This window comes from Oribacterium sp. WCC10 (assembly GCF_900113415.1).
Lineage (GTDB): Bacteria > Bacillota > Clostridia > Lachnospirales > Lachnospiraceae > Oribacterium.
In genome coordinates, this window is the sequence record NZ_FOPH01000005.1 from 223,335 (window position 1) to 243,613 (window position 20,279).

19 protein-coding genes and 1 rRNA gene are annotated in these 20,279 nt (G+C 42.1%); 1 reads left to right on the forward strand and 19 read right to left on the reverse strand.

The annotated features are described in order from the left end of the window. Nucleotides 1-195 precede the first annotated feature (195 nt). The 12 genes from BM294_RS05710 to BM294_RS05765 form a co-directional block, all read right to left on the reverse strand. Nucleotides 196-1,434 carry an alanyl-tRNA editing protein gene (locus BM294_RS05710; protein ID WP_091205639.1) on the reverse strand — a complete coding sequence of 413 codons (1,239 nt, stop codon included), beginning with the start codon at nt 1,432-1,434 and terminating at the stop codon, nt 196-198. A 15-nt stretch (nt 1,435-1,449) separates the two neighbouring features. After that, a complete protein-coding gene (locus BM294_RS05715; RefSeq protein ID WP_091205641.1) occupies nt 1,450-3,273 on the reverse strand; it encodes an aminopeptidase P family protein in 1,824 nt (607 codons plus the stop codon). A 205-nt stretch (nt 3,274-3,478) separates the two neighbouring features. After that, nucleotides 3,479-4,282 (reverse strand): Cof-type HAD-IIB family hydrolase, encoded by an 804-nt coding sequence (locus BM294_RS05720; RefSeq protein WP_091205642.1) that lies wholly within the window; start codon nt 4,280-4,282, stop codon nt 3,479-3,481. Nucleotides 4,283-4,652: 370 nt separating this feature from the next. Further along, nucleotides 4,653-5,084 (reverse strand): aspartate carbamoyltransferase regulatory subunit, encoded by a 432-nt coding sequence (locus tag BM294_RS05725; protein ID WP_091205644.1) that lies wholly within the window; start codon nt 5,082-5,084, stop codon nt 4,653-4,655. Nucleotides 5,085-5,095: 11 nt separating this feature from the next. Next, complete coding sequence (gene pyrB / locus BM294_RS05730) at nt 5,096-6,022, reverse strand: aspartate carbamoyltransferase (RefSeq protein WP_091205646.1); 927 nt, start codon at nt 6,020-6,022, stop codon at nt 5,096-5,098. Nucleotides 6,023-6,035: 13 nt separating this feature from the next. Further along, nucleotides 6,036-6,671 carry an orotate phosphoribosyltransferase gene (gene pyrE / locus BM294_RS05735; protein WP_091205648.1) on the reverse strand — a complete coding sequence of 212 codons (636 nt, stop codon included), beginning with the start codon at nt 6,669-6,671 and terminating at the stop codon, nt 6,036-6,038. A gap of 24 nt (nt 6,672-6,695) precedes the next feature. Next, complete coding sequence (gene pyrF / locus BM294_RS05740; RefSeq protein ID WP_091205649.1) at nt 6,696-7,394, reverse strand: orotidine-5'-phosphate decarboxylase; 699 nt, start codon at nt 7,392-7,394, stop codon at nt 6,696-6,698. Between the two features lie 118 nt (nt 7,395-7,512). Next, complete coding sequence (locus BM294_RS05745; RefSeq protein WP_091205651.1) at nt 7,513-8,424, reverse strand: dihydroorotate dehydrogenase; 912 nt, start codon at nt 8,422-8,424, stop codon at nt 7,513-7,515. Then, nucleotides 8,418-9,140, reverse strand: a complete 723-nt coding sequence (locus BM294_RS05750) for a dihydroorotate dehydrogenase electron transfer subunit (protein WP_091205653.1) — start codon at nt 9,138-9,140, stop codon at nt 8,418-8,420. The genes BM294_RS05745 and BM294_RS05750 overlap by 7 nt, the downstream gene beginning before the upstream one ends. A gap of 62 nt (nt 9,141-9,202) precedes the next feature. After that, nucleotides 9,203-9,400 (reverse strand): hypothetical protein, encoded by a 198-nt coding sequence (locus BM294_RS05755; RefSeq protein ID WP_091205654.1) that lies wholly within the window; start codon nt 9,398-9,400, stop codon nt 9,203-9,205. Between the two features lie 491 nt (nt 9,401-9,891). Beyond that, a complete protein-coding gene (locus BM294_RS05760) occupies nt 9,892-10,164 on the reverse strand; it encodes a type II toxin-antitoxin system HicB family antitoxin (RefSeq protein ID WP_091205656.1) in 273 nt (90 codons plus the stop codon). 5 nt (nt 10,165-10,169) lie between these two features. Then, a complete protein-coding gene (locus BM294_RS05765; protein ID WP_091205657.1) occupies nt 10,170-11,057 on the reverse strand; it encodes a helix-turn-helix domain-containing protein in 888 nt (295 codons plus the stop codon). A 265-nt stretch (nt 11,058-11,322) separates the two neighbouring features. Here BM294_RS05765 and BM294_RS05770 point away from each other — a divergent pair, with 265 nt between their 5' ends. After that, the gene (locus BM294_RS05770; RefSeq protein WP_091205659.1) at nt 11,323-12,108 is read left to right on the forward strand and encodes a type III pantothenate kinase; all 786 of its coding nucleotides are present in this window, start codon (nt 11,323-11,325) and stop codon (nt 12,106-12,108) included. A 72-nt stretch (nt 12,109-12,180) separates the two neighbouring features. Here the strand turns inward: BM294_RS05770 and tgt are convergent, their stop codons facing one another. The 7 genes from tgt to BM294_RS05805 form a co-directional block, all read right to left on the reverse strand. After that, on the reverse strand, nt 12,181-13,362 hold the full coding sequence (gene tgt, locus BM294_RS05775; protein ID WP_091205660.1) for a tRNA guanosine(34) transglycosylase Tgt: 1,182 nt from the start codon (nt 13,360-13,362) through the stop codon (nt 12,181-12,183). Between the two features lie 232 nt (nt 13,363-13,594). Then, on the reverse strand, nt 13,595-15,784 hold the full coding sequence (gene secD, locus BM294_RS05780; protein ID WP_091205662.1) for a protein translocase subunit SecD: 2,190 nt from the start codon (nt 15,782-15,784) through the stop codon (nt 13,595-13,597). 189 nt (nt 15,785-15,973) lie between these two features. Next, nucleotides 15,974-16,501: a signal peptidase II gene (locus BM294_RS05785; RefSeq protein WP_091205663.1), complete on the reverse strand. Its 528-nt coding sequence runs from the start codon at nt 16,499-16,501 to the stop codon at nt 15,974-15,976. Between the two features lie 9 nt (nt 16,502-16,510). Continuing rightward, nucleotides 16,511-17,599: a MocR-like pyridoxine biosynthesis transcription factor PdxR gene (pdxR, locus tag BM294_RS05790; protein WP_091205665.1), complete on the reverse strand. Its 1,089-nt coding sequence runs from the start codon at nt 17,597-17,599 to the stop codon at nt 16,511-16,513. 124 nt (nt 17,600-17,723) lie between these two features. Then, complete coding sequence (locus BM294_RS05795) at nt 17,724-18,680, reverse strand: AraC family transcriptional regulator (RefSeq protein ID WP_175494542.1); 957 nt, start codon at nt 18,678-18,680, stop codon at nt 17,724-17,726. Nucleotides 18,681-19,241: 561 nt separating this feature from the next. Beyond that, nucleotides 19,242-19,841: a manganese efflux pump MntP gene (locus tag BM294_RS05800; protein WP_091205668.1), complete on the reverse strand. Its 600-nt coding sequence runs from the start codon at nt 19,839-19,841 to the stop codon at nt 19,242-19,244. Nucleotides 19,842-20,178: 337 nt separating this feature from the next. After that, nucleotides 20,179-20,279: ribosomal RNA gene (locus BM294_RS05805) — 23S ribosomal RNA — on the reverse strand; the annotation flags it as partial.

Genomic DNA, 20,279 nt, shown 5'->3' on the forward strand with positions numbered 1-20,279 from the left:
TACAAAACACGCGAACATTATAACACACAGCCCATCTGTAGCAATATAAAAAAATTTAATGATTTAAGCATCAAAAGTTCGTGCCAATCACCGGTCAGCACCGGCATTCATATACTCAAAGACTGTTTTCTTATTGAGTCTCGCGTCCTGCCTAAGTACACGGCTCAGGCGATCACATTACAGGAGGCATTTTTATCATGAAAAAACCTCGTTCATCGCTCTCCTGAGCTCTTCTTCCGTACATGACGCACTGCCCTGTATCATTTCCTTCTGTCCGCCTCCGCGTCCGTTTACTTCCGCATTAAACGTCTTTGCCATATTTCGGACATCCACAGTCTCAGAGCCAATGACATAATTCCATTCAGAAGCAGTATCTCCCTTGACTTTCACACTGTCTTTCTGCCCGAAGACTCCTATGACGGAAGCTTTGGTGTTCTTCATGAAATAGTCACAGCACTTCCGGAGTTCGACATTATTCATGCCTTCCTCCACATCCACCAGAACTCCGGTAAAATCCTTCATCATCTCCGCCTTCAGGGCATAATACTTCTGATTTATCTCCGCTATACGTCTGTCCTTCTGAAAGCTCTGATCCATTGTCTGTTTTACCGCATCCTTAACCTCTGACGGTGCAACAGAAAGCATATGGGAAAGCTCCAGGAGCTGTTCATGTTTGCCGGCATAGTCAGAAAGGGCATCGGTACCGCAGAAGAGTTCAACACGAACGCCTCCCTTATGCCCGAGAACAGACAGGATCTTGATAGCACCGATCTCACCGGTAGTCATCACATGAGTCCCGCAGCATGCACAGAGATCTGCGCCTCCAAGATCAACCAGTCTCACGTCACCGCTTAATGCCTTTTTCGACCGATAGTCAATATCCTGAAGTTCAGCCTCGTCCGGCCACAGTTCTCTGACCGGTCTGTTTTCAAGTACTACAGCATTGGCTTCCTTTTCTATCTCCATGAGCTGTTCCCATGTGAGTGCACCGTCAAAATCTATGGTCATGACATCGCTCATATGAAAACCGACATTGTTATATCCGTAATGCCTGTGAACAAGTCCTGATACGATATGTTCACCACTGTGATTTCTGGAATTGCGCATTCGCCTTTCCCAGTCTATAACGCAATGATACGTCTTTCCTGTCTCCAGAGCCCTGTCTACGGTATGAAGAATACGAACTATAGCATTACCCTTTTCGTCACAAAGCTTTTCACCGGATTCAGGATCCTTGACAGCTTTTTCCTGAACATCTGTCAACACGGCATCTCCGATAGTACCCTTGTCCGCTTCCTGTCCGCCGCCTTCAGGATAGAATCCGTGAACACTGAGCTCAACAAGATACTTATCGCCGCTTGCTTCACAGGATAAAACTTCAGCATCAAACTCTTTCACGTAAGGTGTCTGATAATATAATGCTTCTTTTTCCAAAACGCTCTCCTTATATCAAACTTCACGGGTTACATACTTCAGCCACTCAAGTTTCTCGCCGCTGAAATAAGGTGAAAGCTTTTCATACACATCCTTATGATAAGCATTTAAAAGTCTGATATCCCGTTCCTCCATGATTGAGAAATCAATGGCATCAAGGTCTATCGGTGCCATTGTTACAATTTCAAATCTGTAGAAGGTTCCGTACTCATTCTCCTGCCATTTTTTTACAAGTGTCAGATTCTCTGTTCTGATTCCATGCTTTCCTTCGATATAAAGTCCCGGCTCGTCAGAAGTCAGATTGCCCTCACAAAGAGGTTCATCCTCCATTCGTCCCTGAAGCTTGCGGAAACGTATTGCATTGGGTCTCTCATGAACATTCAGACAGAAACCGACACCGTGTCCGGTTCCATGATTGAAGTTCATACCTTCCTGCCAAAAAACCTCTCTTGCGGCGAGATCAACCGTTATACCCGAAGAACCTTGAAGGAATTTAACATCAGAAAGTCTCAGGTGCGCCTTAAGCACCATTGTAAAATGCTTACGCTCCTCATCTGTCACAGGCCCCATAGCCATGGTTCTTGTGATATCCGTTGTACCCTCCGGGAACTGTGCTCCGGAATCAACAAGATAAAGTCCGCGTGGCTCAATTTCGGCAAAGCTTTCTGCTGTAGGCGCATAATGAGGCAGTGCCGCATTCGGACCATATGCAGATATCGTAGTGAAGCTTGGCTCAATGTAGCCTTCCTGTGCTTTTCTGAAGTTCTCAAGCACTGCTGCCACATTCCATTCGTTGATTTCTTCGGAACCAAGAAGAGTTTTTGCATCCCCGGTAAGCTTTCCGTTTTCATCGAAAGCATGCTTCATGAAATAAATAAACTCCGTTACAGCAACTCCATCCTTGATATGAGCCTTTTTAATATTTTCAATCTCTACAGGATTCTTTCTTGACTTCCATCTTGAGCTGGGAAGCATATCAGAAACAACACTTACAGACTCATCAAGATTGGAGATTGTTCTGTAATTTGTCTTTGCCTTTTCAAGAAGAACCGTAACATTTTTTAAATACTTCACGTCTTCATAAAAACTGTCATAGTCCTTCACATCAACCTTTAAAGAAGAAAGATATGCAGAAACTTCATCATTCAAAGAAGCTTTATTCATGTAGAGTACAGCTCCATCCTCGCATACCATAAGATATGAGAGAAAAACAGGATTGCATGGTATATCATCGCCACGAAGATTTAGTATCCATGCGATATCGTCAAGACTTGTGACGATATGAACCTGTGCATTCTTATCTTTCATGTATTTTCTAAGCTCTGAAAGCTTTTCTTCAGCACTCTTTCCTGTATATTTTTCAGAGAGAATCCAAACCCCTGACGAAGCAAGAGGAGGTCTGTTTTCCCAGATCTTTCCTACCAGATCCTCTTCCGCATATACAAGAGCCTCCTTTTCGTCAAGTCTTCTTCTCAGTGCAGTACCTGTTTCATTATCCACACAGCGCCCGTCAAATCCGAGTCTGCCTGCTGCCGGAGTCTTATCCACAAGATAATCTCTAAGCTCCGGAACTCCCGGCTCTCCCATCTTCATCAGAGTAATGTCTCTTCCTTCAAGCTCCTTCTCGGCCTGAATAAAATATCTGCCATCTGTAAAAAGAGCCGCCGAATCCATAGTCACTACAAGATTACCTTCTCCGGTAAATCCTGAAAGATAACGTATGGCACGGAAGTATTCCCCTACATACTCACTCTGATGAAAATCATCTGTGGGAATCAGATATGTATCTATACCTGCCTGCTTCATCTCTTCACGAAGCATTGAAAGTTGTTTATTCATAAAAATATCCTCCAAAATATGACGTGAGTGTCAAGAATATTTGCCACTCACTGATTAGTGCCAACGCACACATTCGTGCACATGGAGCAGGAATCCTTACAGATTCCTCTGAAACACTCAAAGCCACATGGCTCATTCGATTAAAAAATAAAGGCAGTTGTGCTGCTGAACACCCAAAACTCGGGTACTTTTGCGCCTTGCATCATCATATCAATCCAAAATGTTTCAGTGCCTTGCTTATACCGTCCTTATCTATATCATCGGTGACATAATCCGCAGACTTTTTGGTCTCCTCCACGGCATTACCCATTGCAATACCGACTTTGACCTTCTCCAGCATCTCAAGATCATTCAGACTGTCTCCAAATGCATAAGTATCTTCGAGACTGATTCCGAAATGAACACATAAGCGCTTTATTCCTTCTGCCTTGCTGTACTCAGCTTCAACCACGTCAGCCCCGAAATTCTTTGAAAACATCATGACTTTAAGTTCAGGGAACTCATACTGCAGTTCTCTGCCGCCATCTCTGTCTCCATAGTAGGCCAATGCTCTTGTGGGAAGTTTGAGGAGCTTCTCAGGATCATCAAAATGTCTTTTGAAGTCAACTCCATAGTATCCTGCGTCAAAAGAAAGCACTTTGTCAGGATGACAAAAATAATCTATTTCGTCTATGCGTGCCCCTATAGGCAGCTGTTCCTTCTCACAGAAATCAAGAACTCTTTTCAAAAGCTCTTTATCCATGCATCTGTCCATCAGAACTCTGTCCCTAAGTTCAACCATGGTTCCGTTCATATGAATCAATGCATCGGGGTTCACTTCCCTGAGATACTTTATGGACATCAGATTTTTCATATCCCGCCCGGAGGCAATAGCCACCAGATACCCGTTCTGCTTGAGCATTTCTATGCCGTCCATGGCAGATGGAGTTATCTTCCAGGTATTGTGATCGAGAAGTGTATGATCAAGGTCAAATGCTACCAGCCCTTTATATTTTTTATTATTATCCATAGTCGCTCTTTCTTTGATGTCATAAATGCTCCGCACCAGGTAAATGTCACCATCAGCATTCTCCCGGTTCACGTACGGTATTTACATAAAACACTAATTATCTGTCTGTTTTATTTACAGCTTTTTAAGTTTAGTTTGAATAGAAGTTAATGTCAATTAACTATGGAAACACCGATTAAATCATTGTTTCCATAGAGCCTCCGGCGTCGGAGCACGGATTTCCAGGAAAACCGATGCTCCACATCAAAAATCCGGCAGCCCAAAGGACCACCGGATAATAAAACAACTCACGTATATTCATACTATTTTGCACGTCTCAATACTTCAACACAGCCATTCTGAGACTGCAAAACCCACAGTCCCGGTTTTCTCAGTTCAGCTCTTCGCCTTTCACTACTGTGTCACAGTAAATGCAGCGGTACTGTGCTTTGGAACGATCCACTATCTTAAACACCTGTGGAAGCTCCTGCTCTATAGAAGTAATGCAGCGTGGATTCTTGCACTTAAGCACATTGGTAAGTGTCTCCGGAAGTGATAATGTCTTCTTCTCCACTCTCTTACCGTTTTTTATATAGTTGACCGTTATACCAGGATCAATGTACCCAAGAACATCCAGATCGATATCCAGATCTTCTGATATCTTGACGATATCCTTCTTCCCCATCACATGTGAAGTACAGTTCTGAATGAGAGCCACCTGTGAACCAAGCTTGTTTAAATGAAGATATTTATATACCATCATCGCCTTTCCGGCTGTTATATGATCAAGTACTATACCATTCTCGATTCCATCTACGTTCATCCTGTACCTCCTTACTTATCAAGACCTAAAAGATATAAAATCAGAGCCATTCGCATCTGTTTCCCGCACAATGTCTGATAGAAATATTTAGCTCTCGGATCCTTATCCACAGCAACAGAGATCTCATTTACTCTTGGAAGCGGATGAAGAACAGCCATGTCACTCCTTGCCTTCTGAAGCTTATCCGGTGTAAGAATGTATATGTCTTTCAATCTCAGATAATCCTCTTCATTGAAGAATCTCTCCTTCTGAACACGGGTCATATAGAGTATATCAAGCTTCGGAATGGCATCCTCCAGGGATTTGGTCTCCTCAAACTCAACGCCTGCTTCTTTTAATTTTTCAAGCTCATATTCAGGAATACGAAGTTCCTCCGGAGAAATAAGGATATACTTGTTATCCGGATAACGAAGCATTGCATCTATAAGAGAATGTACAGTACGTCCAAACTTCAGATCACCGCAAAGTCCCAGTGTGAGACCGCTAAGTGAACCTCTTGTTCTTCTTATGGTGAGAAGATCGGCAAGAGTCTGTGTCGGATGGAAATGTCCACCGTCACCGGCATTGATGAAGGGAACAGTTGTGTGCATAGATGCAACAACCGGAGCACCCTCTTTGGGATGACGCATGGCGATAATGTCTACATAGTTAGACATTACGGAAATGGTATCTGCAACAGATTCTCCCTTTGATGCACTTGAACTTGATGCGCCTGCAAACCCGAGAACCTGACCGCCGAGAGCAAGCATTGCAGATTCAAAGCTGAGTCTTGTTCTTGTTGACGGCTCATAAAAAAGTGTAGCAAGCTGCTTATGTGCACATCTGTCCTGATATTTCTCAGGATTCTGCTCTATATCATCTGCGAGATCCATAAGATGATCCAGTTCCTCAACAGAAAGATCCAGAATGTTTATGATACTTCTTGCATTGGTCTGCATGATTTATCTCCTTTCAGTTTCTCCATGACTCGTCTGACGGATTGTCTCTGAACTTAAGAAGCTTTGCCTCATCCTCAGGTTTAATGTAGTTTTCCTGTACGGCAACTTTTACGAGAGTATCAAGATCGCAGAGAGATGTATTTGTAACATTGGCATCCTTGAGTCTGTCGATGCCCTTCTGCATTCCATAAGTGAAGATTGATACGATTCCGAGAACCTCTGCCCCCGCCTCACGAAGAGGGTTTACACAATCAAGTACAGATCCTCCTGTAGAGATAAGATCTTCAATCACAACGACCTTCTCACCCTTTTCAAGACGGCCCTCAATCTGATTCTTACGACCATGATCCTTTGCAGAGCCTCTAACGTACCCCATAGGAAGTCCGAGAATGTCTGCTGCAATTGCGGCATGTGCGATGCCGGCTGTACTTGTTCCCTCAAGGGCTTCAACTTCAGGATAGAGTTCCTTTACCTTATCTGCGATGGCATGTTCGATAAGAGTACGAACTTCCGGATAGCTGAGAACAAGTCTGTTATCACAGTAAATTGGTGACTTGATTCCGGATGCCCATGTAAACGGATCGTCCGGTTTTAAGAATACTGCCTTGATTGACAGAAGTGCCTTTGCGATTTCTTCTTTAGTTGCCATGTTTTTCTCCTTATCAGTGTTTCCTTAGTTTACAAAATCTCTCATCGCTCTTTCATATGCTTCCACAGGGTCTGCCGCAGCTGTGATAGAGCGTCCAACTACAATGTAGTCCGATCCTATTTCCTTTGCCTTTTCAGGTGTGGTAACTCTTGACTGATCGCCCTTTGCATCTCCCGCAAATCTGATTCCCGGAGTTACAGTCATAAATGAAGCCCCTATTTCCTCATGTATGCGTCCTGCCTCAAGAGGTGAACAGACTACGCCATCAAGACCTGCGGCTTTGGCATTGGCAGCATACTTTACAACCACATCAGCGATCGGACGCTCAATGAGAAGTTCATCAGTCATCATTTCCTGGGAAGTAGAAGTGAGCTGTGTGACCGCGATAAGGATAGGTCTTGTTCCATCTTCTCTTGTGAGTCCTTCTACGGCTGCCTGCATCATTTTGATACCTCCGGAAGCATGGACATTGGTCATATCAACTCCAAGATCACGGAGAGACTGCATTCCGCCCTTTACGGTGTTTGGAATGTCGTGAAGCTTCAGGTCAAGGAAAACCTTATGTCCTCTCTTCTTGATCTCTCTAACGATACCCGGTCCCTCTGCATAGAAGAGTTCCATACCGATCTTCACAAAAGGCTTTCTGCCTGTAAACTTATCAAGAAACTCATATGTTTTTTCTGCACTTGGAAAATCCAGCGCGATGATAACATCTTTACCCATCCTCTTATCCTTCCTTCGCACTTATATATTGATTAAAATATTTATGATGTAAGGGTCAAAAACATCAAAACATGCGCTTGAACGATGGTTTGATGCTTTATGTCCTGCCCGAACATTGTCATTCTATACATCCGATGATGTCACTTATTTTCTCTATCTTCAGTTCCGAAAGAACCTCCGGAAGTTCTTCGATGATTTTTTGACATGCAAACGGATCAACGAGATTGGCAGCTCCGACTTCTACCGCACTTGCTCCTGCCATCATCATTTCCACAACATCCTTCGCGCTGGAAACTCCACCCATTCCGATAACAGGTATGTTTACAGCTTTACTTACCTGGTAAACCATTCTGACTGCCACAGGGAAGATTGCAGGGCCGGAAAAACCTCCCATTTTGTTGTGTATCACAGGCTGACGACGCTTGATGTCTATCCTCATACCAAGCAGTGTATTGATAAGCGCAAGTCCGTCTGCCCCTGCCTCCTCTGCCGCTTTGGCTATAGAAACTATATCTGTAACATTGGGACTGAGTTTTATATAGACAGGCTTTTTTGAAACCTTTTTGACTTCTCTTGTAACTTCCGCCACATTCTCGCTGCTGGTTCCGAAAGCCATCCCGCCTCCGTGAACATTCGGGCAGGAAACATTAACCTCAAGTATACCCACTTCCTTAACTTCGCTCATGGCCTCGGCAAGTTTAACGTATTCAGGAATACTGAAACCGGAAATATTGGCGATGAGAGGCTTATGGAAATGCTTTGCAAGCTGAGGTATTTCATCTTTGATGACTACATCCATTCCCGGATTCTGAAGTCCAACCGAGTTGATCATTCCCTGATAGCACTCGGCGATACGTGGAAGTTCATTTCCGTATCTCTCCTCCACAGTAGTTCCCTTAAAGGATATAGACCCCAGCATATCAAGGTCATACAGATCCCAATACTCTTTTCCGAATCCGAAGGTTCCTGAGGCAGGGATCACAGGATTGCTTAATTTGATTCCGGAAAGCTCCGTTGTGATATCTACCATACTATCTCCTCCATCATAAATACCGGTCCATCTTTGCAGACACGCTTAAATCCGTTTTTGGTCTTCTTACTACAGCCCATGCATGCGCCAAATCCGCAGCCCATGCGTGCTTCAAAGCTGAACTGACCATCCTTTACCACATTATAAACTGCCTTGAGCATCGGCTCCGGTCCACAGCAAAGAGCATAATCATGATCTCCGATGATGTCGGTTACAAAGCCTTTGGCACCGTAGCTTCCGTCAACGGTCGCAACATTTACAGGCACACCAAGTTCCTTAAACTCCGCTTCATAGAAAACGTCAGACTTTGTATTGAATCCCAATGCCACATATGGTGTGATTCCCGTCTTCTTTAGTTCCTTTGCAAGAGCATACATCGGAGGGACTCCAACTCCACCTCCTGCAATGACCGGATTCTTTGGTATTCTTCTGAGATCATAGCCATTTCCGAGGCCTGTGAGAGCTTTAATGTAATCTCCCGGCTCCATATAACTCATATCTTCAGTTCCTTCACCCACCACCTTATAGATAAGTGTAAGTCTGTCCTGAGACCAGTCACATACAGATATAGGGCGTCTCAGATAGCGTCCGGGAATTTCAATGTTCACAAACTGTCCCGGTCTTTTGATATCACTTGTATCACCGTCCAATGTCATCCTGAAGATGTCCCCTGTGAGAGGTTCATTGGTCAGTATCTTGAACTCAACATCTTTCATCTAAATCTCCTGACTGTGTTGCTATATCATAAAGTCTGATTTCAGGCATAAAAAAACCAGGCTCAAATAAATGTAAACAATACATTTATCAAGTCTGGAATATTAAACAAACCGTTCATGTCATAAACGGCATTCTTACAATCACTCTTTATGATATTTTTTAAATAAATGAAAAGAACTCGAAATCCGGAAATGAAAATACCAAGGCCTCTCAAGCCACTTCCTTTCATATCCAATGCATTTCCAAGAAGAGTTATCATAGTTCCTCCGTAAAGTGCCGTCCTCAAGTTCCGAAATAATATAGCATAGGAGAAAGTGTTTCGCAAGGATAAATTAGATCCCCATACCACATATCTGTTAAGTAAAAATACATTTCAAACCGGGGAAAAAACAGAGCGGGATGTTGCCCATTTAATAACGTTAAGCTGAGGTTTTAAAAAAACAAAATAGCCCCCTTAGAACCACTTGGAATATTTTTCCTTAACACCTTCGGCAATTCTGAGTTTTTTATCAGAAAAAACTCAGAATTGCCGAGACCTAGTGGTTCTTAGGAGGGCTGTTTTAGATTTTTACCGGAGCGCCCTGCTCGGGCCATATCGTTCCGGTGTTCGCTCCGGCGAACACCTTTTACTTGGCCATCCCCGCCTGCGCTCCGCCGGTCAGGTTCGGCTCTGTATGCCTCACCTGATTCCTTCGGAACCCGAGCTTTGCTCGGGCCATATCGTTCCGGTGTTCGCTGATGCGAACACCTTCACTCATCCCACCCCTCACGAGGCATAATTATCATCATTTCAACAAATCTTTCATCCGGAGCGAGAACTATATCATCTCTGTGTGTCACTCCCGGAAGATCATTTGTATCGGCCAGTTCAAGCTGAATCCAATCAATGGCATTGGCTCTTGCATCTGCCAGAGCCTCTTCCTCTGTTGCGCCTTCACCATAGCACTGGTCAAGATCAAAATACTCTACTCTATAACTTCCATCAGCCTTCTTTCCAAGCTTTGCAGGATAGTAAAATGTCATACCTGTTAATCCTCCTTACCGAACTGCTTACGGAATTTGTGTGGTGTCTCTCCTGTCACTGAGCGGAATATCTTTATGAAGTTTCCGATATTGTGGAAACCGCAGTCCTCTGCGATCTCATATACATGTGTATCAGTATCCCTGAGAAGTCTAGAAGCCTGTTCAACCCTGTAACGATTGATATAATCAAGAGGTGAAACTCCCGTAACACTTCCGAAGAATCTGATAAAATACTGTTCATTCAGCCCTGTAAGCTCTGACAGATGACGTATGTACAGCTTTTCCTTATAGTGGTCACGGATATAATTGATTGAATCCTTAATAGCCCTTACCTGCTTCTCGGCATCCAAATCCTCTTTATCCTGAACCATACCGAAGGATTCAATCAGCGCAATGATATGCAGAAGATCTGCCTTAACCATAAGCTGATCAGAAACCGAACTAAGCTCATACTTTCTCACACTTACCGTATCAGTTGTACCTTTGGTTCCAAACTCGCGATATCTACGCACCATATCATTAAACGATCTCAATATCTGCAGAAAACCGAAATCAGATACAGTTATAAATTCCGAGAATTTTATAGTACCGTCCTTTAATGGATATAGCAAGGATTCATTTACAGGATCGGTTTCTTTTTTAAAACATAGTTCATTCAGATCAACCTTTATGGAATACTCAACTCCCTTATCATCAAGAGATTCAAGCTTTCGAATGACCCCTGCATTGACAATGCAGAAACACTCGTCAGTTATCTCATATTCCTTCAGGTTCAGCATCAGCTTATAATGTCCGTTTTTAAAATATATAATTTCAGGTTCATCGTGCCAATCCAACCCGACGTCAAGCTTCTCGTCCCCGCTGTTGATTGACTCATAGAGTATTGCCGCCATTATTTCCCCATTTCATTAATGTTTTGAGTGTAATGCTACTTTCCCTCACCGATGGCACAAAAAGCCACACGTATGTTTACAATTACACTCATCATTCTATCCCGTCTAATACTATTAATGTCATGATAACATAATTTTTTTCTGTGTTCAAACCTAATTCCGTGCTCTAATTCTTACGAAAATCATTTTTTCACAAATTTCTATATTTTTTTGCAATGTCGCAGCTGTTGCGTTATATTCTTATTATTAAAGTATTGGAGGCCTTATGATTTTAGCTGTTGATTGTGGCAATACACACACAAAGATAGGATGTATAGATGAAGGTATAGTCATTGAACCCGTTGTACGTCTTGAGACCAATAGAAAAAAGACCATGTACGAATATGCATCCGACATTGACCGCATCCTGAGTCTGACCCATTTAAAAGAGAAGAATATCGACGGAGTAATTATCTCCTGCGTTGTTCCCCCTCTTATGGATGTTCTTTACGATGCTTTAAAGCTTGTTACCGGCAAGAATGCTCTTATGGTGGGAGCCGGCGTAAAATCAGGCATACGCATTCAAATTGATGATCCGGGTACAATAGCCGCAAATCTTGTTTCTGCCGCTGTCGGAGCCAAAAATCTTTACTCTCTTCCTGCTATCATAGTAAACATGGGGACCGCAACAACTGTAACTGTTGTCAATGCAGAAGGCGCTTACATAGGTGGCATCATCATGCCGGGTGTGACATTATCAATGGATGCACTCACCAGTGGCACATCCCTTCTTCCCTCAGTCGATCTGGCACCGCCCAAAAAGACCATAAGCACTCAGACCATGGATGCAATGAAGGCCGGAATCATATATGGTTCTGCCGGAGCTTTAGATGGAATCATTGACAGATTCACAGCTGAACTTAAGATCGAGAATCCCAGCATCATAGCCACAGGAGGCATCGCCCATGTCATTACCAAATATACAAAACACAAGATGATACTTGACGAAAACCTTTTGCTCAAGGGACTATGGTATATTTGGTGTCTTAATCAGAACAAACGAAAAAAATAAAACATATTTTGTGCTTAAAACAACTTGGGGGAACGCTGATCTAATCAACGTTCCCCCAAAGGTTTTATGAAGTTATTCCTCTCCCCTGTCATAGGTTCCGAGCTTATCAAGCGCTTCATTCTTCCAACTGTCCCAATTATCATTTCTGATAGCATCACGAATTTCTTCTGTAAGATGATTGTAGAAATACAGATTATGAAGAACGCACATACGCATGCCAAGCATTTCCTTTGCCTTCATAAGATGTCTGATATAAGCTCTTGAATATCCGCCTGTATATGTTCCGTCCGCTCTCTTGCTTCCGGCACATACAGGACACTTACATCCTTCTTCGATAGGTCTTTCGTCGAGCTCATACTTCTGATTGAACAGATTCATCTTACCCTTATGTGTATATACATGACCGTGTCTTCCATTTCTTGAAGGATATACACAGTCAAAGAAATCAATGCCTCTGTCCACAGCCTCAATGATATTGGCAGGTGTTCCTACTCCCATAAGATATGTAGGCTTGTTCTTTGGAAGATGCGGAACAACAACATCAAGAATATGATACATCTGCTCATGTGTTTCTCCAACAGCAAGGCCTCCCACAGCATACCCGTCAAGATCCATCTTACTGATGATATCTGCATGCTGTACTCGAATGTCATCAATAACTCCGCCCTGATTGATTCCAAAAAGAAGCTGTTCTTTGTTAACTGTATCAGGAAGGCTGTTAAGTCTCGCCATTTCTTTCTTACATCTCTCAAGCCATCTGGTTGTTCTTTCAACAGATGGAAGAATATAGTCTCTGTCTGCGAGCGCAGGAGGGCATTCATCAAAGGCCATTGCTATTGTTGACCCGAGATTTGACTGAATCTGCATAGACTCCTCAGGTCCCATAAATATCTTCCGACCGTCGATGTGGCTGCTGAAATACACACCCTCTTCTTTTATCTTACGTCCTGTTCCTGCAAGTGAAAAAACCTGGAATCCGCCTGAGTCTGTAAGTATAGGACGATCCCACTTCATAAACTTGTGAAGTCCGCCAAACTTCTTTATAAGAGTATCACCGGTACGAACATGAAGATGGTAGGTATTGGACAGCTCAACCTGAGTTCCTATGGTATGAAGATCATCTGTTGAAACACCGCCCTTGATGGCGGCAACTGTACCTACATTCATGAACACAGGTGTCTCGATGGAGCCGTGTACCGTCTCCATGTGCGCCGACTTTGCACGGCCGCTGGTTTTTACGATTTCATATTTCATTTTTGAACCTCTATTTCTTAGTTCTGCGAAAGGCACTCCGGGAAAGCAGCCCGGCGCCATGGTAATAAGTACTGCTACTTATACATAATGATGTGAGTGTCAAAAGTATTCGTCACTCACTGATGATGCACAGCACATAATAAAAGACCGACTCCTGAGAGTCGGTCTCTAATTTATAAAAATATTCCAATTACGTCAAGTCCATAGCTTGCTCTGTAATTATTAAAGTTTATTAATTGTTTGCTGCCTTCTTGGCTGCCTTGGCCTGAAGCTTGTCGGCTTTATCTTTTGCGGTCTTATCAGCCTTCCTCTTCTTAGCCCAGTTTGTAAGGTCAAACCAAAGCGGACCTGCAATAGTGATAGATGACCATGCACCGGCTACGATACCAACCATAAGCGGCATAGTAAAATCACGAATGGATGAAACGCCAAAGATGAAAAGTACAATAACCATGATAAAGGTTGTAAGTGATGTATTGATAGAACGTGTAAGTGTCTGTGAAATAGCAGTATTAACACAGGCAGCAACATCCTTCTTCATAGCAGGATCAGCAAGATTCTCTCTGATACGGTCAAATACAACGATGGTAGCGTTGATAGAATAACCTACGATTGTGAGAATACATGCGATAAATGTTGAACCTACCGCCCATTTAAGTCCGGCATAGAAAGCAACTGTAATCAGAACATCGTGTGTAAGCGCAAGAACTGATGCGGATGCAAATTTGATATCCTTAAATCTGATCCAAATGTAGATCAGCATGCAGATGATGGCAATGATAAATGCCCAAACCGCGTCTGCCTTCATCTCATTTGAAACAGCTCCGGAGATATTCTCTGTTGTTATCTTCTCCTCATCAACCGAGAACTCATCAACAAGCTTCTGATACAGTTCCTTACGCTCCTCTGTTGTAAGAGTACGTGTCTTGATAATCACTTCGTTTGTTCCTGAAACCTTAGATGCCTGTACTGATGCATCTCCGCCTGTAACATCCTTAAATATAGGAGATACCTTGGCATCAATATCATCAAGTGAAAGATCTTCATTGAAGGTTACATTTGTCGAAGAACCACCCTGGAAATCGAGATCATAGTTGAAGAGATTTCCGATAGTAGCCTTGTTAGTACCAAGGAATACAAATCCTGCAATGATTACAACTGCTGATACAGTATATGCAATCTTACGGAACTTGATGAAATCAATGATCTTGATCTCTTTACGTATGCCGTAAAGTTTAGGGCTTGTAGCGCCAAACTGTACAAAGCTCCAAAGAAGTGAACGTGTCACAAAAAGAGCTGTGATAAGTGAGATAACGATACCGATGGCAAGTGTTGAAGCAAATCCCTTAACAGTACCTGAACCTCTGAGATAAAGAACCGCTGCAGCGATAAGTGTTGTAACATTACCATCGATGATAGCTGAAAGAGCCTTGCTGTATCCAGCCTTGATAGCCTTCTCTACACTGTTTCCGAGGCCAAGCTCTTCCTTGATACGTGTGAAGATGATGACATTGGCATCAACCGCCATACCGATAGAAAGAATGATACCTGCAATACCGGGAAGTGTAAGAGTAACCTCAAACGCCTGGAGGATAACAAGCTCAAGGCCTGTATACATAACAAGTGCAAGTGATGCTGTAAATCCCGGAAGAAGATACAGTGCTATCATAAACAGCATAACAAGGCCAAGACCTATAGCACCTGCCTTAAGTGATGTTGAAATAGCCTCCTGTCCGAGTGTAGCACCGATAACATTGGAACGAAGCTCAGTGAGCTGAACCGGAAGTGCACCTATACGTATGGTTGACGCAATACGTGTTGCCTCATCATAGTCTGTAAGGCCTGTGATAGACGCCTGTCCGCCGGAAATAGCCTCCTGTACTGTAGGAGCTGAGATAACATTATCATTGTAGATAATGAAAATAGGCTTTCCTACATTGGCTGCAGTAGCTTCTGCGAACTTGGTTGCACCGGACTCGTTGAATATGAGTTCGATAACATATTCATTTGTACCATTGTTGTTTACCATGCCGGCAGTAGCATTCTTTACATCATCTCCTGTGAGAAGGATGTTTCCGTTACTGTCTGCGAACTGCAGTGTACCCGGCTCACCGAGCTCTGCAAGAATCTCATTGGCATCAGTTGCACCGGGAATATCGATATTTATACGATTACTTCCCTCCTGATATACCTGCGCTTCTGTTGAATAGCCCTGCGCCTTTAACTGAAGCTTATAGATTGTATCGGACATCTGTTCCGATGTAGGGTTTGGATCCACTGTCTGATATGTGATGGAAACACCACCGTTCAGATCAAGACCCAGCTTAATGTCTTTGGCACCGTTCACACCCAAAAAACAGAAACCGGCTGTGATAGCCAGCACTAAGAGCAGTGTGAGTGCGCCCTTCAGCTTGTTGTTCATTGGAATATCTTCCTTTGTGTAAATATTTACTGCTTATCACGTCTTATTCTTTATGCTTTACAATTCTGCAAGTGATGAAAACAGCAAACGATATTATAACAAATACGGCTCTTTCTGACAACCGATAAAGGCGCCCCTTCCTGTAGGAAAAGGCGCCGAAACATCAATAAAAACCCTGTTTTGAACGAATCAATCTTCTTTTTTTATAAAAGCGGAAATAATATAGATTATTCCACCAACATATATGGCGATGTCACCGATATTAACTATGAGTGATTTAAGCCCACTTACTCTTATATTAAGGTAATCCGTTACTTTTCCGTTAACTATACGATCAAGAACATTGGATAATGCTCCTCCTATTACGATGGCCATCCCCAGCTTCTTCAACTTATACTGTTTAGGATAAAAGCTTGTCAGATACTGAAGTCCGCCTGCGAGAAATCCAACCGCTGCTATGGAACTGTTCTTCACAAGCTCCGGATATTCTCCCAAACGACCTCTGGAAAATCCCGGATTATGAGCACGCATTATCTTTATATACCCTTTCGTATGCGGCATATCTCTCGGAAAATTGTCCTCAGGTTCTGTATCTATAGCGCTCTTAACCATCTGATCCACTGCACAAATAAGGCCTGCAATTCCAAGTAAATGCAGAAATTCATTACTTAAGTCCCAGAAAAAATGTGTTGTTTTAATATTTCTAAGAATCCCCATAACCCCTCCTTAATCATTGCCGCTTAAAGCCTGACGTCTTCTCCTTCGTACCCTGTTCACATGCCTTTCAAAATCACCACTGTTCAAAAGCTCAGCCAATACATATTGATCAAACATAGGCACAGTGCATGAATAAAAATCAATCTTTCTCTTCAGTTCATCTGCCAGCTCCCCGGGAAGCAGCATATAGCCTATCCTGACTGCAGGTGAAAGCGTCTTTGTGAATGTATTAAGATAAATCACCGTCCGTTCCGGTTCGAGAGAGAATAATGTATCCTCCGATTTTGAAGATGTCGAAAACTCCGAAGCATAGTCATCTTCTATTATAATAGCTCCACGCTTCTCTGCCCAGGCTATATACTCTCTTCTCTTTCCTGCTGTAGCCGTAACACCGCTTGGATAACTGTCAAAGGGGGTAACATGCAGTACATCGGCGGTTGTATTTCTGAGTTCACTTGAATGTATACCCTTAGTACCAAGTTTTAATGCTTCGCAGGTAACGCCATTAGCCTCATAGACCTTTCTTATTTTCTCATATGAAGGGTCTTCCAATGCATACAGCCTTTCTCTTCCAAGCATCTGTACAATCAGGCCGTAAAGATATTCCGAACCAGCGCCAATTATTATCTGATCATTCTTCACATGAATCCCACGGCTTCTCTGCAGATACCTCGAAATACTGTCACGCAAAAATAATGAACCGTCATTTGGTGATTTTTCAAGTATCTTATCACCATGTGTCGACAAAACACGACGCATGGTTCTCGCGAACCCCGAAAACGGAAATGAATCAAGACTTTCTTCATACTTGTCCGTAACTGCATTTTCCGAAAATGCTTCAATATTTCTTTCCTCACCTACAGGAAATGAATCCTCAGACATATAACTTACATAATATCCGCTTCGCTCTTTTGCCTCAATATATCCTTCATCTGCAAGAAGGTCATACGCATGCTCAACAGTTATAACGCTGGTATCGGAGTCCTCCGCCATCATCCTTTTTGAAGGAAGCTTATCTCCGAATTTGTAATCGCCATTAGTGATATGTTCCCTAATATCAGTATATATCCTAAGATATGCAGCAATCTTCCCCTTCATTTCAACCCTTCATATTTGTGATTTGGAGATTTAATGCAACCAGAATCCATCAAAAGAATGCTTCATTAAGCTTTACCAACAGACGAATGTTTTTTGCCATTATCACTTCATAAACATCCCGGTATCAGTCCTGGCTTTCAGCCTCATCGCACTTTTTGTACAATGCTCTGAAATCCGTTGGCGTTATCCCCTTAGCTTCTCTGAATGATTTTGCAAAATAACTCATATCCTGAAAACCACACTCGATAGCGATATCTACTATTTTATCATCCGAAACCTTAAGCAGTTCCGCTGCCTTACGGATACGATAATTCTTAACATATTGAATCGGAGTGGTTCCAAGCATATTGTGAAAACAACGCATGACCTCAGACTCACTTATCTCAGCACTGTCGGCTAAGATCTTTACATTGATATCTTCCCGATAAAACTCATCTATATACGAAAGCATCATTCGGATGCGCTCAGCATCTTTAGCTTCCTTACCTGATATAAGTCTCATATCAGATGTGCTGTGTGATGCAAGCAAAAAAAGCATTTGCGGCAATGTATTTCTGATTTTATTTTCTATATCTTCATCAGAAGAAATACAGTATTCAATACAGCACTCGGCAAGTCTTATGATTTCCTTCTGCCATGGTTCGTCTTTAGAAAGGAAAAGTCCTTTAAGTGCATTGTTTTTTATAATCGGGTCTACGTAACTGTCGTAAAATACATTATTATCACTCCCACCGATTATAGCAGGGTCAAATATCAAAATCCTGATACTGCATTTTCCGGGGGTATCCGTAATTTGTCTGCATGAGTTTAATGCATCACAATTCACAAAATACCCATCGCCTTCACTTAATGTATATCTTTCAGCTTCAACTGATACTTCAACAGATCCTTGAAGCACTATTCCTACTTCAATTTTATCCTGCCAATGCCAGGGAATCTCTACCTGTTCAAGATCATCCTCACAACAAATAAAGGGGAAGTCCTCATTCCCCGTCCAAAGCATCCTCCTGCCTGCACTCAGTTCTTGAACCTGCCCGTGCCAACTATCTCCTGTATCCCCGGATTTGTTAGACATCGCCATGCTATACTCCATATCACTCATGCATAATAGCCGTTTTCTTATATTCCTATCATTAGGGAAACAATAATCAAAGAGTTTCCCTGGATGGATTTTCGATGCGAAGCATCAATTTCCTTTGAGAATCCGTGCCCCGACGCCGGAAGATCTAATAAAGCACTGATATAATCAGTATTTTATTAGTATTTATATCTATACATCTTAACGGCTCATCCATAAATCCATCGTAATGAAATAAAAATGTCAGAATTCAAAGAATTGCTGACAGTATTATCATATCAATTAATTCATAGTAATACAATTGAATATAACAAACCTTTGATTTTATTATCTCTATCGTCTTAGCTCTGTTAACCCTTTGAATTGGATTTCGATATTTAGGGAAACGCTGATTAAAGCGTTTCCCTAGCCGGATTTTCGATGCGCAGCATCAACTTCCTTTGAAAATCCGTGTCCCAATGCCGGAGGCTCTAATAAAGCACTGATATAATCAGTGTTTCCTCAGTATTATTATCAAAAGTCGCCATCCATAATAATCCGATTTTACCGGTGTTTACAAATTAGTCAGAACATATTGCTTACAAATATTTCTATCCCGATTCCTATAAGTATTAGCCCGCCTAAGATGTTAGCCTTACCACTAAGCTTTGTCCCCGCAATTCTGCCTATCTTAAGTCCAAACATACAAATGATGAATGTTGTAACAGCAATAAGACATGAAGTAACAAATGCTTCAGGAGCATGATAATCTGCAATAGTAAAACCAACAGACAATGCATCTATAGAAGTAGCAATCCCCTGCATGATCAGTGTCCCTATAGCAATGTTTGTATTTAAATCTGTTTTATTCTCCTCTGAATCATCCTTCCATGAAAAACCTTCCCAAAGCATTTTACCGCCGATATAGGAAAGTAACAGCAGTGCTATCCACGGTATATATTTTTGAAATGATTGAAAATACAGAACAATAGAATGTATACACCCCCATCCAATAATCGGCATAAGAAACTGAAAAAGTGCAAAACAACCTGCTATACGGGTCATTTCCCGTCTGTTCATACCTGTATTTCTAAGTCCATTTGCCAGTGAAACCGAAAAAGCATCCATAGCAAGACCTATACCAAGAAGCACACCATTTACAATAAAACCAAATATATAAGTCATATAATCTCCATAAAATATTCTTCGAAAGTACAAAAAAAGAGCAGCTATTCATGCCACTCGTTTGTCTGCGATATTATCATGCCTCACTTATCAGTTAGTCAACTATAATCAACATTTATTAATATGTATTCCATTTTATATTTATTGATCTATATTCCATTTAGACTTATTAAACTATGTTATGAACAAAAAAACAACCAGATACAAATCTGATTGTTTAAAAAGCTTCGATATAAAGTTTATGATCATAGATCAAATATCGTGCCTTGAAAACTGCGTACCGAATGCAAATAACTTATTCTCAGTAATCCATCTGTTATCCAGCAACCAAACCACATTGGTCAAACCCTCGACCTATTAGTAACTATCACCTGAATGCTTTACAGCACTTACAGCTTAGCCCTATCTACCTCGTAGTCTTCAAGGGGTCTTACTCTT